Here is a 14,896-nt window from a genome sequence, read left to right as displayed (position 1 = left end):
TTTCTACCTACCTACATACCTACCATTCGTTGCATACTTTGCGTCCACGACGCTTTAAATGCTGAATCTCCTGCGAACAACTTGTAGAGCTCAAGTTCGTCTTTACGGCGTTGCAGCATAATTTCCTTGAGCATTTTTTCGAAAGCCAAATCTCGATTATGAGGATCTGGGTTGTTTTTGTATTTAGATTCAAAATCTGGGTGATTGCGGATACTCTCAGCGATGTTCACAAACTTAACTTTTTGCTCTTCAGGTGTGGCACTCCAGCCTTGGAACCATCGTTCATTAAATGTGCGAATGATTTCATCCAGCGGGTCAGTTTCTTTTTCACCGCCATGCGCCCCACGTGGGTTCGGATTTTGAGGATCAAGCTCCGCTTCTTGGTCACTAAGTTTAATGCTGTGGTTAAGCTTCACACGTTGCAAACCGTATGAACTCAGATCGACAGAATCGAGAAGCTCATCAATAGCATCTGCATCGGGATCTTCCACTTTCAATTTCGGTATTAAAAACTTCAGGAACCAAAACAGTTTTTCCCAGCTGACCATTTCATAAGGCATGATAGAAGCCATCTGCCCATAGATTTTCACGAACTGCTTGGCTTTAATCTTAAAGTCCACTTTAGCTTCAGCTTCAAGCTCCAGCTCATGGTCAAACCGAGCTGCTGCAACATCAATGATTGGGCTGAGTGTCTGAGCGTCTTCATTCTTGAAATAGCGCGTCACAAAGTCTTCAACCTCATACCACTCGTACACACCGACATCGTCCATTTCATCTTTCAACTCGTGCAGCACGTTTATATCTGTAGCCTGCGACAATGACGTTGCTGTGTAGAAAGGATCGAATGCTGACTGAATATCTTCAACCGAGTTGAAAAAATCTAAAACAAACAGGTCTTCAGTTTTTTTACCCCATTTAGGCGCACTTCGATTGAGACGAGACAATGTCTGTACACATAAGACACTGGCGAGCTTCTTGTCCACATACATGGCGCAAAGCTTAGGCTGGTCAAACCCAGTCAGATACTTGTTAGCAACCACTAAAAGTCGATACTCATCGGTATCAAACATATCTTTGGTATCTGACTCGGCAAAACCATTAATATCTGCTTCGGTATATTCAATACCGTCAACTTCTTTGGTTCCTGAGTGTAGTGGTTTAATAAATTTGGCCACCTGAACAGAGGTGATATGCTCACCTCAGAACAACACAGGTGCCTTAATGAAAAAACGAAATTTCAGTGCAGAATTCAGACGTGAATCAGCCCAGCTGGTTGTGGATCAGAACTATACAGTTGCAGATGCCGCGAAAGCCATGAATATCGGGCTTTCCACCTTGACGCGGTGGGTAAAGCAATTACGGGACGAACGGGCAGGCAAAACACCGAAAGCATCCCCTATCACGCCGGAACAAATTGAGATACGTGAGCTGAAGAAAAAAATTCAACGTATTGAAATGGAAAACGAAATATTAAAAAAGGCTACCGCGCTCTTGATGTCAGACTCCCTGAACAGGTCTCGGTGATCGGGAAACTCAGAGCGCATTATCCTGTGGCCACTCTTTGCTGCGTGTTCGGAGTTCACCGCAGCAGCTATAGATACCGGGAAAACCGGCCTGACAATCCGGACGGCAGGAGAGCCGTATTACGTAGTCAGGTTCAGGAGCTGCACGGCCTCAGTCATGGCTCAGCAGGTGCAAGAAGTATCGCTGTAATGGCAACACACAGGGGCTTCCGGATGGGACGATGGCTTGCCGGACGGCTAATGAAGGAGATGGGGCTGGTGAGCTGTCAGCAGCCTGTTCACCGGTATAAACGTGGCGGTCATGAACACATTGCTATCCCGAACCACCTTGAGCGACAGTTCGCAGTGACAGAGCCCAATCAGGTATGGTGCGGCGACGTAACGTATATCTGGACCGGTAAACGCTGGGCATACCTGGCCGTTGTACTCGACCTGTTCGCAAGGAAACCCGTGGGCTGGGCAATGTCATTTTCTCCGGACAGCAAACTGACAACCAAAGCGCTGAAAATGGCATGGGAAATACGAAATAAGCCATCCGGGCTCATGTTCCACAGTGATCAGGGTAGCCACTATACAAGCAGGCAGTTCCGACAGTTACTGTGGCGATACCGGATAAAACAAAGTATGAGTAGGCGTGGTAACTGCTGGGATAACAGCCCGATGGAGCGCTTCTTCAGAAGTCTGAAAAATGAGTGGGTGCCGGTGACCGGCTACATCAGCTTCAGTGAAGCAGCCCATGCAATAACGGATTATATCGTCGGGTATTACAGCGAAGTCAGGCCGCATGAATATAACGGTGGATTACCACCAAACGAATCAGAAAACCAATACCGGAAAAACTCTAAAACCGTGGCCAATTTTAGTTGACCACTACAGAGAAAGCAATGGCAACTTTAAACGGGTTTCCTTGCTCCTCAAGTGTCCGCTTAATCGCTTTGTAGTATCGAATGGCCGTCTCAATATTTTGAGTGACCACCATTCCCTTACCTTTACCTTTGAGCTTTTTCGCATTCACGACATGTGGAACAAAATGCTCCAGCATAATCTCTGCCTTGGTATCAATTGTTTGCTGGCTTCGCTCTACATAAGCTCTGAGTTTTTTCTGTGCCTTTTTGGTATCAAACTCAGGGTTATCAGCGATTGATTTCTCAATCTCATAATAACTTTTGTACGTCGTATAATTTGCCAGGACATCCAAGATGAAGCCTTCTTCAATGGCTTGTTTCATCGAATACAAGTGAAACGGCTTGAAAGAGCCATCTTCTTGGCGTTGACCAAATTTCTCTAAAGTGCTGTTTTTTGGTGTCGCTGTAAATGCCAGGTACGACGCATTCCCGCGCATCTTGCGCGATTTCATCGCCTGAAGGATTTTATCCTGGGCATCTTCGGCCTCTTCGACTTCAGACTTGCCCATCGCTCGGTTCATATTGTCATGCGCCGAACCAGACTGTGAGCTGTGTGCTTCATCGATGATCACCGCAAAGCGCTTGTCACTGAGATCGGCGATACCATCAATAATGAACGGAAATTTCTGAATCGTCGTTATGATGATCTTTTTGCCATTCTCCAGCGCCTGCTTAAGCTCAGAAGACTTGTTCGCCGGGGCAATAATGTTCTTTACTTCAGAAAACTCTTTAATGTTATCCCGCAGCTGCTTGTCCAATAAGCGTCTATCGGTAACCACAATTACAGAGTCAAATAACGGCTGCTCCAGGCTTTTTCCACCGGCTACATCAGACGAAGCAGGATAGGTTTCAATTAACTGATAAGCAGCCCAGGTAATCGAATTAGACTTACCTGACCCGGCAGAGTGTTGAATTAAGTAAGTCTGACCGACACCGTGCTGGGCGGCATGGTCTACCAATTTTCTCACCACATCCAATTGGTGGTATCGAGGAAAGAATAAGGTTCGCTTTGGTAATGGATCTTTGCTTGATCCATCCAGACGCACAAAATGCTGAATAATATTCGCCAAGCTTTCTTTAGTGAATACTTTTTGCCATAGGTATGCCGTTTTATGGCCAGTTGGGTTAGGTGGATTACCCTGTCCAAGATTGTGTCCTTTATTGAACGGCAAGAAGAAGGTACTGCCACCTGATAACTTAGTGGTCATATACACTTCGTCGGTATCGACCGCCATATGCACTAGGCAGCGGCCAAAGGTCAGCAAGGCTTGCGTTGCATCTCGATCATCTCGATACTGCTTTTGGCCGTGATAACGTGCTGTTTGCCCCGTCCATGCGTTCTTCAACTCCAGCGTTATCAATGGTATTCCGTTGATAAACAATACCATGTCGATTTCTTGTAGGGGATTTGCCATGGAATAGCGCACTTGGCGAGTACAACTAAACACGTTGTCTGCAAAGTTTTGCTTTACCTTTTCACTGCTGCTTGCCAAAGGGGCTGGATAGAGCAAATTGAAGTGAGCATCGTCTACGCTTAGCCCTTTCTTAAGTAAATGAAGAATGCCATGCTTCTTAATCAGTCGGTCAAATCGTTCGAGTAACTTACGCTGCCAATCTGAGGGGTTGTTCTTTTGCAGTTTGGCCAACTCTACTTCTTGTGTCTTTTGCAGAAATTGCCAGAAAAAACGTTCATCAATGGCATATTGCATATTAAAGTCACTAGCAGCACCAATGAAGTATCCAGCACCCAGTGACTGCTGACTCAGCCCCTCTTTGAGCTCTTCAGTACTGATCCCAGCCAGACATTTCTCAATGGCCGACTCTAATGCTTGTTCATTGGTTTGACTGACCATAATTGTAAATTCCCTTAATCAAAATTCTTCTGTTTCATTGCCTCAGCCGCTTTTTGCAGCGGTCCTTTTAAGGCTTTTTCTAACTTTGTCATCTGCTCTAAGTGCCACGCAACCGCTTGGGGCCAAGTCTCTTTGTTAAACCCATCAGCTTTGGTCGAAAACTGAATACGGCAAGATTTCTTCTCATCCAGTCTCATCCACTCAAGTTCTGCACCAAAAGTATGCTCAATGTCTTGTTTGGACTGACTCAAAAAATCAAAAAGGTATTTATTCTCTTCGGTAACCCCACGGCTGATCCAAAGCTCTACTCGAAGCTCTTTTTGCAGAAATATCAGGTTATACGGACATCCACTTAGCCCTGAGCCTGCTGATAACCAATGATCTTTGCTTGGGCTAATATTGTTATAGAGTTGGCAAGCGCTTTTCTGAAACGCCTCTAAGGCACGCTCCCAGTACTCGCGACGCACGGTATGGCGGTTTTTTAGTACCACTTCGGTGGTTTTTTCTTCCGCTTCCTTAGCATTAATACCGATCATCAACTCTTTCGCTTCTGGCGTTGGGATGATCTGGTCAATATTAATCAGTAGCTGTTCACCCAGTGAATAAGGAGTGATTTTGAAGCAGGCAATGCTAATGCCTTGACCCAATAACCATAGCGCTGTGCTGGTCACTTCCTTGCGAAAGTTTGCCGCAACCAACATAATGCGCTGGCTGTTACCCAGGTTGAGTTTTAACTCATCGAGATCGGGCGCATCCAAAAACTCACATATTCTCGCCGATGCACTTGCAGGGGTATTTAACAGGTCAACCTCTCCTGCTACAGGCTCATAGCGGTCTAAGTACTGCTGGTAAATTTCAACTATTTGCGCTTTGGTTAAACTTGCACAGTACGAGGCATATTTAAGCGCCTGCCACACCACATCTCGGCCACTGTCGTCCAGCTTGTTTTCAATAATGACCAAGTTGCCATCTTTATCCAGTGCCAGTAAATCTAGGCGTTCACGGGTATCATCAAAGCCATCAAACTCCTTTTGAATAATCAGTAGCTCTTCACCCAGTGCGGAAGGCTCGTGTGCCAACCATTCCTGAAGATGCTTGCGCTCTGTAAAGCCCAACTCACTGAACTTCTTTGTCCTAACAGGACTGATTCTGTTGGTTTGATGATTTACCGTGAACATAATCGCGTCCTATTGCTCAATCATTTCTGGGGTGATTTTTATTTTCCCTGTCACGGCGCTGTTGATCAGGGAGGTTTTGTATTCTTTGAGCTTTTCGATTTGTGCAAATAGCAACTCAATGCCTTCATCAGAAGACTTCATAAAAGCGCTGACGTAGTTAGCTATTTCTTTTTGCTCTTCAATGGGCGGAATAAACAAGTCAACCTTTGAAAAGTTGTCAAAATTTAGGTCTTGACCATCTCTAATGAAACTTGCTGTCTGCTGCAAAGCTGCGATGTAAGAGGGTAGCTTTAATAAATACCCATAGAAAGAAGGATCAATTTCATCTAATGCTCTCAGGACTACATAGGAGGACCGGATACATCCTTGCGACCAGGCACGCTCTAAGCCGCCTTGGAAACTTCTCATGCTGATTACAAAGTCGTCCTTTTCGACGTGCTTTCTTTTATCTAAATGAAACTGAATTTTGACAACGCGTTTACCCGTTAACTCTTCATACTGGTCTTGCGGTATAACACCATAAGCTTGAGTTGCAGAAAGCTGTACGTCATCTTTCCAAGCCCGCTCTTTTCTTTGAGTAAATACAAACTTGCTACGACGGACTTCCCAATGCGCTGGAACCTTACCAATCCAATCCACACCGGAGTCTTTCATTGGCACATTGGGGTCAAGCCCTTGGGTCACCGCCTGTTGGATGATGATCTGCTTACGCTCTTTGAGCAGGCTAATTTGCTGTTCTTTGATAGCTATAGCTTCGTCTACTTGTGCTGTTTTCTTTTCGAGGTAGTTGGCAATAAGGGATTGTTCTTCTAGAGGTGGAAATACCAGCAAGCTATTCGCAATATGGTTAAAACTAATTGTTTGTCGTACCCCTGAACCCAATAGCTTCATGTAAGCAACATCGTATCTGTGCAAAAGATATTTGAAATACTGCTTTTGCAGTTCTTCCTTTTCTTTAATGACGATATATCCTGCACTAACAACCACATCGATTTCTGAAAGAGCAATTCTCAAACTGATCAAGTCGTAATTAAGATTTAACGGATTTATTAAAAACTCACCAGATAATACCTCCTGATAAGAGGCTTTAGTGCTCAGTAATATCTTTTCATCATCTTTTGTAACAACTTTTCCAAAACTAATAGCACCGCTATTCAAGCTCATATTTGGCCGATGCTTCTTTTCATAAAAGAGATGCTTTAACTTTCTAATATCCCAGTGTTCCGGTACATCACCAATCCAGCCCTCGGTAGAGTCCTTGTAAGTTTGATATTTAGGCATTTCAGCAATATTTATCATAACTGCTTACCCCTGAACCTTTTCTACTGCGACGCCCAATATCTGCGCAATAAGACCTTCGGCTTTTTGTTCTAGGTTGATAATATCGGTTGCGACCTCCTCTAAACTACGCAGCGGTTTATGACGGTAGAAATACTTATTGAAGCTGATTTCATAGCCAATTTTTACCGTATCTAGGTTTATCCATGCTTCATCAACATGAGGCTTCACTTCGTCTAGGAAGTACTGGTAAATGCTTTGCTTCAGTGGGACAGATTCTGTGTCACGCAGGTCTGAGTTGGTCTCGTAAGTAATGAACTCGCCTTTTTTGCCGCCTTCTGTTGTAGGAACGGGGTAATAACCAAAATCTGGCAGGTCAGCGACTTCACACTCATAGCGCTCCAGCAGGTCGTTTAATTTATCACCCGTTAATTTAACGATCTTTTTCACCACTTTCTTGGCGGTTTCGTCATACCAGCTCACCGCGTTCAGGATGGCATTTTTCTCAGGTGCTGAAAGCTTAATAGCATGGGCTTTTAGCGATTTATCAACTTGGGTTTTAAAACTATTGAAGTCATCAAATTCAATGCTACCGATGTCAGCCATCAGCGTTTCTGCCGTTTCAAGCAATGCTTTAAGCGCCAGCCAATGTTTCACATCGAGCAGTTTTGCTTTAGCTTTGGCATTGAGACTGATGTCGTTATCTTCACACCAAGAAAGAATGTCTTTCTCAATGGATTTCAAGAAGCTCTTTTTCTTTTCAGTACCATAGCCAGTTTTTTCGTAAACACGTTCGCCGTGCTCTGCGTACACGTACTCCATCACTTCACTAAGCTGCTTATCAAAACGCAGTGGGGCTATTGCGTCTTGAGTGAACTTGGCTCTTCGGCGGTCTGGGCGCTCGATAGTGACTTTGTAATAGCCAAAGTCGTCATTGCTAAACACTTTGCTGGCTATGCCAACAGGATCATTGTTTGCATCAAGTGCTCTTTCAACGCCCACACACGCGAGGTAAGTATCGGTAATTTCCGTGATGTGCGCAGGCGCAAATTCGCAGTTTTTGTTACCTAAGTTCTTACGCAACTTACGGTATAGCAAGCTGGCATCAATCAGTTGCACCTTACCTTTACGTGCCTCGGGTTTATTGTTGTTCAACACCCAAATGTAAGTGGTAATGCCGGTGTTATAGAACAGGTTATTAGGTAACTGAACGATGGCATCTAGCATGTCGTTTTCAATGATGAAGCGACGAATGTTACTTTCACCACCGCCCGCATCACCGGTAAAGAGCGATGAGCCATTATGAACAGAAGCAATCCGGCTGCCTAATGGGCTTACGCTTGGATCTTTCATCTTGTTGACCATTTCCATTAAGAAGAGCAGCTGGCCATCACTTGAACGTGGCGTGGCATCCACCACTTCGAGATTTCCCCAATAGTCTTTCAGGCTAACCTTAAAACGCGGGTCAATCACATCACTGCCGTCTTTAATGTGCTTCTGTTCAGACGCCCAACTCTTACCATATGGCGGGTTAGACAACATAAAGTCAAAGCGTGAAGCCGCGAACTCATCGGTAGACAAGGTTGAGCCTACTTTGATGTTCTCAGGGTTGTTGCCTTTGATCATCATGTCCGATTTACAAATCGCGTAGGTCTCGTCGTTGATCTCTTTGCCGTAAAGGTAAACATCACGGCTGTCGTTAGGGTATTTCTCTTCAATGAAGTTTTGAGATTCAGTCAACATACCACCACTACCACACGCAGGATCATATACTGTCATGGTAAGCGGCAACTGGTCTTTCACAGGGTCAAACACCAGGTGCGTCATCAGTTCAATAACTTCACGTGGCGTAAAGTGTTCGCCTGCTTCTTCATTGTTTTCTTCGTTGAACTTGCGGATCAACTCTTCGAACACATAACCCATACCCAGGTTAGTAAGGGCTGGCATCTTGTTGCCATCCGGGTCTTCGACCGTTTCATGAGTTAAATTGATGTAAGGGGAAACAAACTTTTCGACGACATCAAGAAGGACTTGCTTTGAGGCCATGTGACGAATTTGCGATTTAAGGTTAAAGCATTCAATGATCTCTTTAACATTATCGCTAAAGCCAAGCAGGTACTCTTCAAAGTTGGCGAGTAATATCTGTTGGTTATTTGTTGCGGTGTTGAATAGGGATTTCAGCGTCCATTTAGATGTATTGTAAAAGACATAGCCACTGGCCGCCTTCAATGGTTCATCATCAAGCTCCGTGGCTTGCATCTCTTCTTTTTGGAACTTTACCTCTTCAAGCACCGCTTCTTTGGTGGGTTCAAGTAACGTATCTAAACGTCGTAATACCACCATAGGTAAAATCACATCACGGTACTTACCGCGAACGTACACATCCCGTAAACAGTCGTCGGCAATATTCCAAATAAATGAGATGAGCTTGTTATGTACACTATGATCCATTTTCTTTTCCTGTTCAGTGTTGGTTGCACCCCACTAGGTTGCTGCAACGGCTTCACTATAAATTTAAAATTCTGTTCTTTATGTAACGTCTCAATGGTCGCTACATCGTTCGATTAACTTGTTCTACCCGGCGCAATACTTAAGTTTGTGACACCATAAAGAGCCTGGCTGTTACGCAACCAAAGCTGATACTCAAAGCCCATTAATGAGTGTTCCGTAGAACAATCCACATGCCATTGGCGTAGCAAATAGCCAGCGGTTGCTGCTCTAATCTCAACCTTTAGAACGCCACCCGTCATGCCATAGTCCAGCTCTATCGCTTCGCTGTGCTCAATACGTGGGTGTGGCACTAACTCAAGCTCTACAAATCGGTTCCATTGCCGGTCTTGGGTTTCGAGCTCCGTTTCAGACAAAGTGGAATCTTCAAGCACAACCGCAGCTTTAATGCGGGTCAATACAAAGTCACGGAACTCACCATGCTTGCGGTCAAAACCACGAACATGCCAACGCAGGCCATTGTCCACCAGCGTATGCGGTACAATTTCACGCGTTGTTTCACCGCTCGATAACGACACATAGGTGATACTCAAGGCTTTGCCTTTGTGGATGGCCTCGGTGACTTTCGCTACTATCGATAAACTCGGCTTGTTAAGGTGATAAGGCGCTTCACAAGCCAGAGGTGGTTTTACCTTTCCAGTGAAGCCATCGCCGTAGCCTTGGCTAATGGTTGCCAGAGTTCTCACAACGTCGTAGTCGAACAGGGGTTCAAATGCTTCACCACGCTTGTGCAACTTGAGCTTTTGATCATACTCAATGTTGCCAGGCGCAAGCTCTCGGTACATTGTGAAGTCTTTCGTTGCTTGTGCGGCGGCTATGCTGAAGCGATCGACTAAATCCGCCCGTACCGCTTCTCCCTTAAACAATAAGGTGAAATCGATATGGGCAATGCGATCCCTGGTTGCTTGTGGCAACTGCGCTATCTGCGAAAGCCTATCTGGCTTCGCCACTACCGTTTGTTTTAGACCATCATTTGTCATGCGTCTTGTTTATCCAATTCAACCAGATTCTTAAAACTCTGTTTATAAAGTACGGACCGACATCGCGTAATCACATTGAAAAGCATCACTCAATGCTGCTCTTCATCCGCAATGACTAATCAATCTCTACCGGTTGAAGCTGGACAGATGGCCATAAAACACTGAATAGGCTTCAACCTAATTAATTTTATTAGGTATCATCCTATCACAAATTATTTTGTAGGGAAGAGTAAGCGGCAACTTTTTGATCTGGAATGCAATTGCCGCTCAGGTATGGGCGTGAAGACATTGTTTCATGCCATTGCTGATAGCCGCTATCAATGCGCTACCCGAACCAATGGCACCACGATGTTGCCACGATGAGATACCCCTTTGTCCGACTCTGTAGACATCTGGGCTCGTTGCTCACTTTCCCGAATGCGCCTAGCAACTTCCGCCTGGGATGGTAGCAATGGCAACATCCCTTCAGCAATCGCGTCTGGAGCAGACTCTTGACCACAGGACATCAAGTGCTTCCATGGATCTTTAATAAAGCGCTCAAACGTGATGCCAAATTCAATGATGCGGGCAGAGACGAAGATTTCGCCCCAGTATTCAATGTAGGTGTCTTGGTACATGGAAAGATTCCTCTTGTTGGTTATATACCCTGCCTACTTGCAGCCGCAGCGGTGTTACCTGCATTCGCTCACCCCAATCACATAGAAGATCTATGCTCATGGGCATTCGCTCACTTGCCGCCTAGCTGCAACACCAAGTAGTTTGGGTATAACGTAAGTTCACTTTCCATTTTCCAGAGGTTTTCAAATATGCAAGGCTTACCTTGTAGAGAGCTACAAAGCTTTAAATCGATTGCGGGCATCTTTGTAGTCATAGTGGGCATGTTCTGAGCCACGATGATACAAATCATCCAGGTAAGTTTGTTCCTGCGGCAACTCGTCTTCGCTGATTTCGCGCCACCAATGTTTGTTGGCACCTTTAACACCGTCATGCCAGCGGTAACCGCGCTCTTTTAAATAGTCCTTTACGTCAAACGGCGCACCAAACGCACGAACTAACACAGTTCGCCTGTCTGCTTCAGACAACAAGTTTGCAACGGACTCGGGCAACAAATGAAACAACCAGGCCATCGCCAAACAATCGGTTGCAGCTCGGTGTCCTTCATAGAACCAACCTAAGCGAAGCAGCAGGTACTCAAGTTTCCGACTTTCAAAGCCCAGTGCTTTCCAATCTATGCCGCTGGCTGAACAGGCCCAAGATAGATGGCCTAATGCGGCAAACCGCTTTTCAAAGAAAGGACGATCAAACTGTGCATTGTGCGCAACCACCAGCGGATCATCGGATAACCAACTCGCAACCATTGCATCATCAATGCGCTGGCCTTGCACCATCTCATCGGTGATACCGGTTAACTCGGTAATCAGTTCGGGGATTGGCTTGCCGGGATCATCATACAGGCTGATCACATCAACAATAGACACAATCCGCTTAGCCGACGGGCTGTAAAGCACCTTAACCAAACCAAGCTCAATAATGGACTCGTCATCGGCAGACAGTCCGGTTGTCTCAGTATCGAGCAGCACCATTGGCTGTTCATCACCGACCATGGGAGATAGTTCAAGTGGCCAGGACTGCGGCTCACGCGTTAATGGAATACGCTCCAGCAATCTAAAATCTTCTGGCCTTTCTGGGATATCCGCGAGGCGCTCTAGCGGAAATGGCGCAGGGGCTCTTGTCATTGATGGTTCCTCTTCAATTCTATTGTTCGCTTTGGGTTATTTCACTGTGCCACAGGTTGTACAAAATGCACCTTGGATACCTCAGCGTTTTTTTAATCTTTCTAATAGGTGAACCCATGTATGAAGGCTTTGGCTAAGCCTTTCAGAAAGCCTTAGCTAAACCATTTAGGTAACCCTTACCGATACCCTTTACTTATGGCTTAGCCAACCCCTTTTCAAACGGTTGCAAAAGGCTTGAACTGAGTTCGACTGAGCATTTTAAAGATGCTCCTGACTTCGCTTTAAGCCAGTAAATTCAATACGAAGCAGAATTTTACTAACTGTTTTGAAACTCTTTGCAAAGGGTTCAACAAGCCTTGCCTGACGGTTACTTGACCCATGCGTTAACCAGTAGCAGTAACAGGATCAGTAACAGAAACAAGAGCAGTAGGCAGAAGCAGTATTGTCCAAGCCTTGCAGGCTTTGACGAGGGCGAGCGATCCCCCACATCTAGTTTTTCATCACAAAAAATAAATCACCGACAACACAGCGTCTTACTCGAACAACTACAGTTTTACCTACAATTTTACTTGTAGAAATCAGCATAGCATTAGATACTGTATAAACAAACAGTATCAATTGTGATTTTTCGAGGTTCGTCATGAGTGTCTCGCTGATAGGCCGTAGCGGCGCACTTGCCTTCATCAAAGCCTAGCGCCTTCGTATTCCATTGTTCATGGAACGTGTTTCTGCTGGTTTTCCCTCACCAGCCCTTTTCCCATATTGCTCTTTTTTGTCAATGTTCTGAAATCTATTAATAAATAACGAAAAAATAATAAGATAGTAAGATAAATCTCGTTCATACCTACTTTTACGGCGTTGACAACTATCACTCGGTCGAGTTTTTTCACTGATCCCCGCTGGGATCCCCTAATTGGTTGCCTTAGCGCTCATCCGAGCAAAGTTGAGTTAGGCTAGTTAACTAAATAATATAAATGGCCTTGTCCGACTCAGGCGAGACGGAACAACTTCGGTGGCCTCGATAAGCGCTGGCCCACTCCGAACCGTGAGAGTTTTTAAACAAACTGGTAAAGCAGACGCAATTCTCTTTCACTCGAAGCTGCTTTAAACCGCAGGTCGCGACCCATAACAGACGCTAATTCTTTAATCGATATTCGTTTTGATGTATCATCGCGAGCAGGAAACACCTTTCTTTATATCTAGGAAAAAACTATCGTATGTACTCCAAATTTGTTGTTTTTGTATCGCTGTTAAGCAGCTTAACCCTCAGCATTCCTGCCAACTCTTCTCCAGACCTGATAGTCAACAGCATCAAAGAGGTAGAGCAAAACCTGGGTGCTAAAGTAGGAGTCTCAATCTACAGCGTTTCTGATGGTTACCTTTGGCATTACAACGGCGATTCACGTTTTCCGTTGATGAGCACCTTTAAACCTCTTGCATGTGCGAAATTGCTCCACGATGTTGAAACGGCGAAGCTGTCGATTGATCGATCTGTGAAGATTGAGGAACAAGACCTTATTACTTGGTCGCCGATAACAGAAAAGCTTGTTGGAGAGAGCTTTTCCCTCAAGCAGGCTTGCACGGCTGCATTGGTTATGAGTGACAACACAGCGGCTAATATAGTACTGGACGGTATTAGTGGCCCATCTGAATTGACCTTGTTCATGAAAGAACTCGGTGATGAAGTAACGCGACTGGATCGTATAGAGCCTCATTTAAATGAAGCGCGAAGCGGGGATGAGCGTGATACAACAACACCTAACGCGATTGTAAAAAGCCTCGGGAAACTGCTTTATGGCGAGAAACTCTCAAGTGGCTCTAAAGAACAATTAATTGAATGGATGGCTGGCAACAAGGTGTCCGATAGCTTGTTGCGTTCAGTGCTACCAGAGGGGTGGTCAATTGCTGATAGGTCGGGTGCTGGTGGTTTTGGGTCTAGGGGAATCACCGCTGCGATTTGGTCAAATGAACAGCAGCCATTAATTGTTGCGATATATCTCACCCAGACTGAAGCTTCGTTTGACGAGAGAGATAAAGCTATTGCCAAAATAGGTAGAGAAATTTTCGCTTCTTATAACTAAGGCAACTTGGCGGGTACTAAGCACCTCAGCATCATAAGATGAGAGGTGTTCTTTCAATCTTCCTTTATAGCGGCAGCTAAATCGCAGCTAAAGACATCGATCAGGCCGCTCCGTATGTCCGCATTGTGCCGACTCCGGTATATGCGCAGGAAAATCATCTAACGTCCGGTTCCGGAAATTTCAGTTGGCTCTGTTAAAGCAACAGTGAGCGTATGCCCTCTCCCCCTTTAACGCTGCTCCTCAGAGACGGCTATACGGTAGTTATCTGCGGCCGTAGTTGAGCAGTGTGGTCATTTAGCAGTATCTCGCGCTATAAAAAACTGTATGTATATACAGTTTTTTATAGTAGGCTTATCTTGTAGAGCAAGGTGAGTGAGATCTCTTTATGAGTCGGGTTTCCCCAAAAAGTTTTCCCCAAGGTATCATTACGAAAGGCCACACAGATAAGAATTTCCAGTTTCTGGTTCTGTCCGGTAATGTTTTGCTTCTAATTCAATCTCACCTTGCTAATTTACCGCCGTCCCAGCGGCGGAGCGCTAATAGGGCTGTGTTCTACTTCGAATGTTTCCTGTGGCTAATCAACCATCCACCTATCACAAGCACTCTAGACCTTCGAACAAATGCTTTTCTGAGCATTCAGCGCCTTTTCTATGGCGCGCTTTACTCAAACTGTTTTCTGGCTGCTGAAGTAAAATACTCAGGCAGACAGAGACTTGTCCGGTATTTCTTTAAACTCCTCGCTGAGCTGTCTAAATCGTCTCCTATCAATATTTTTGTATATTCAGACCTTACAGATAGCCAGGTCCGAGAATGCATCGCTCAGTTTGAAGCTATTGGGATTGACCCTGTACGAG

8 protein-coding genes and 3 pseudogenes are annotated in these 14,896 nt (G+C 45.2%); 3 read left to right on the top strand and 8 right to left on the bottom strand.

From position 1 onward, the window contains the following. Positions 1–11: 11 nt before the first annotated feature. Positions 12–1,148 (bottom strand): annotated as a pseudogene (locus M1F25_RS02825) (UvrB domain 3-containing protein); the annotation flags it as partial. Positions 1,149–1,221: 73 nt separating this feature from the next. On the opposite strand from M1F25_RS02825, the gene M1F25_RS02820 reads away from it, so the two are divergent. Next, a protein-coding gene (locus M1F25_RS02820) for an IS3 family transposase (RefSeq protein ID WP_094963266.1) occupies positions 1,222–2,390 on the top strand; the annotation gives its coding sequence in 2 pieces (ribosomal slippage) (positions 1,222–1,471 and positions 1,471–2,390; 1,170 coding nt in all). Between the two features lie 7 nt (positions 2,391–2,397). Here M1F25_RS02820 and M1F25_RS02815 read toward each other — a convergent pair. The 7 genes and pseudogenes from M1F25_RS02815 to M1F25_RS02785 all read right to left on the bottom strand — a co-directional run. Continuing rightward, positions 2,398–4,281, bottom strand: a pseudogene (locus tag M1F25_RS02815) (type I restriction endonuclease subunit R); the annotation flags it as partial. Between the two features lie 14 nt (positions 4,282–4,295). Continuing rightward, positions 4,296–5,459 carry a DUF4268 domain-containing protein gene (locus M1F25_RS02810; RefSeq protein WP_181489225.1) on the bottom strand — a complete coding sequence of 388 codons (1,164 nt, stop codon included), beginning with the start codon at positions 5,457–5,459 and terminating at the stop codon, positions 4,296–4,298. 9 nt (positions 5,460–5,468) lie between these two features. Then, positions 5,469–6,758: a restriction endonuclease subunit S gene (locus tag M1F25_RS02805; protein ID WP_011788460.1), complete on the bottom strand. Its 1,290-nt coding sequence runs from the start codon at positions 6,756–6,758 to the stop codon at positions 5,469–5,471. Between the two features lie 6 nt (positions 6,759–6,764). Continuing rightward, entirely contained in the window at positions 6,765–9,188 is a 2,424-nt protein-coding gene (locus tag M1F25_RS02800) for a type I restriction-modification system subunit M (RefSeq protein ID WP_181489223.1), read from the bottom strand. 113 nt (positions 9,189–9,301) lie between these two features. Further along, the gene (locus tag M1F25_RS02795) at positions 9,302–10,225 is read right to left on the bottom strand and encodes a WYL domain-containing protein (protein WP_181489221.1); all 924 of its coding nucleotides are present in this window, start codon (positions 10,223–10,225) and stop codon (positions 9,302–9,304) included. Between the two features lie 317 nt (positions 10,226–10,542). Then, entirely contained in the window at positions 10,543–10,842 is a 300-nt protein-coding gene (locus M1F25_RS02790; protein WP_074989776.1) for a hypothetical protein, read from the bottom strand. 213 nt (positions 10,843–11,055) lie between these two features. Further along, entirely contained in the window at positions 11,056–11,961 is a 906-nt protein-coding gene (locus M1F25_RS02785) for a 3'-5' exonuclease (protein WP_181489219.1), read from the bottom strand. A 640-nt stretch (positions 11,962–12,601) separates the two neighbouring features. Here M1F25_RS02785 and M1F25_RS02780 point away from each other — a divergent pair. Together M1F25_RS02780 and bla are read left to right on the top strand one after the other, a co-directional pair. Beyond that, positions 12,602–12,712 (top strand): annotated as a pseudogene (locus M1F25_RS02780) (UV protection and mutation protein); the annotation flags it as partial. Between the two features lie 466 nt (positions 12,713–13,178). Further along, positions 13,179–14,042, top strand: a complete 864-nt coding sequence (bla, locus tag M1F25_RS02775) for a class A beta-lactamase (RefSeq protein ID WP_181489217.1) — start codon at positions 13,179–13,181, stop codon at positions 14,040–14,042. The last annotated feature ends 854 nt before the right edge of the window (positions 14,043–14,896 follow it).

This window comes from Providencia sp. PROV109, from assembly GCF_033681625.1.
Taxonomy (GTDB): domain Bacteria; phylum Pseudomonadota; class Gammaproteobacteria; order Enterobacterales; family Enterobacteriaceae; genus Providencia; species Providencia hangzhouensis.
Note: the sequence above shows the minus strand (reverse complement) of the source record. Positions and strands in the feature narration are given on the sequence as shown.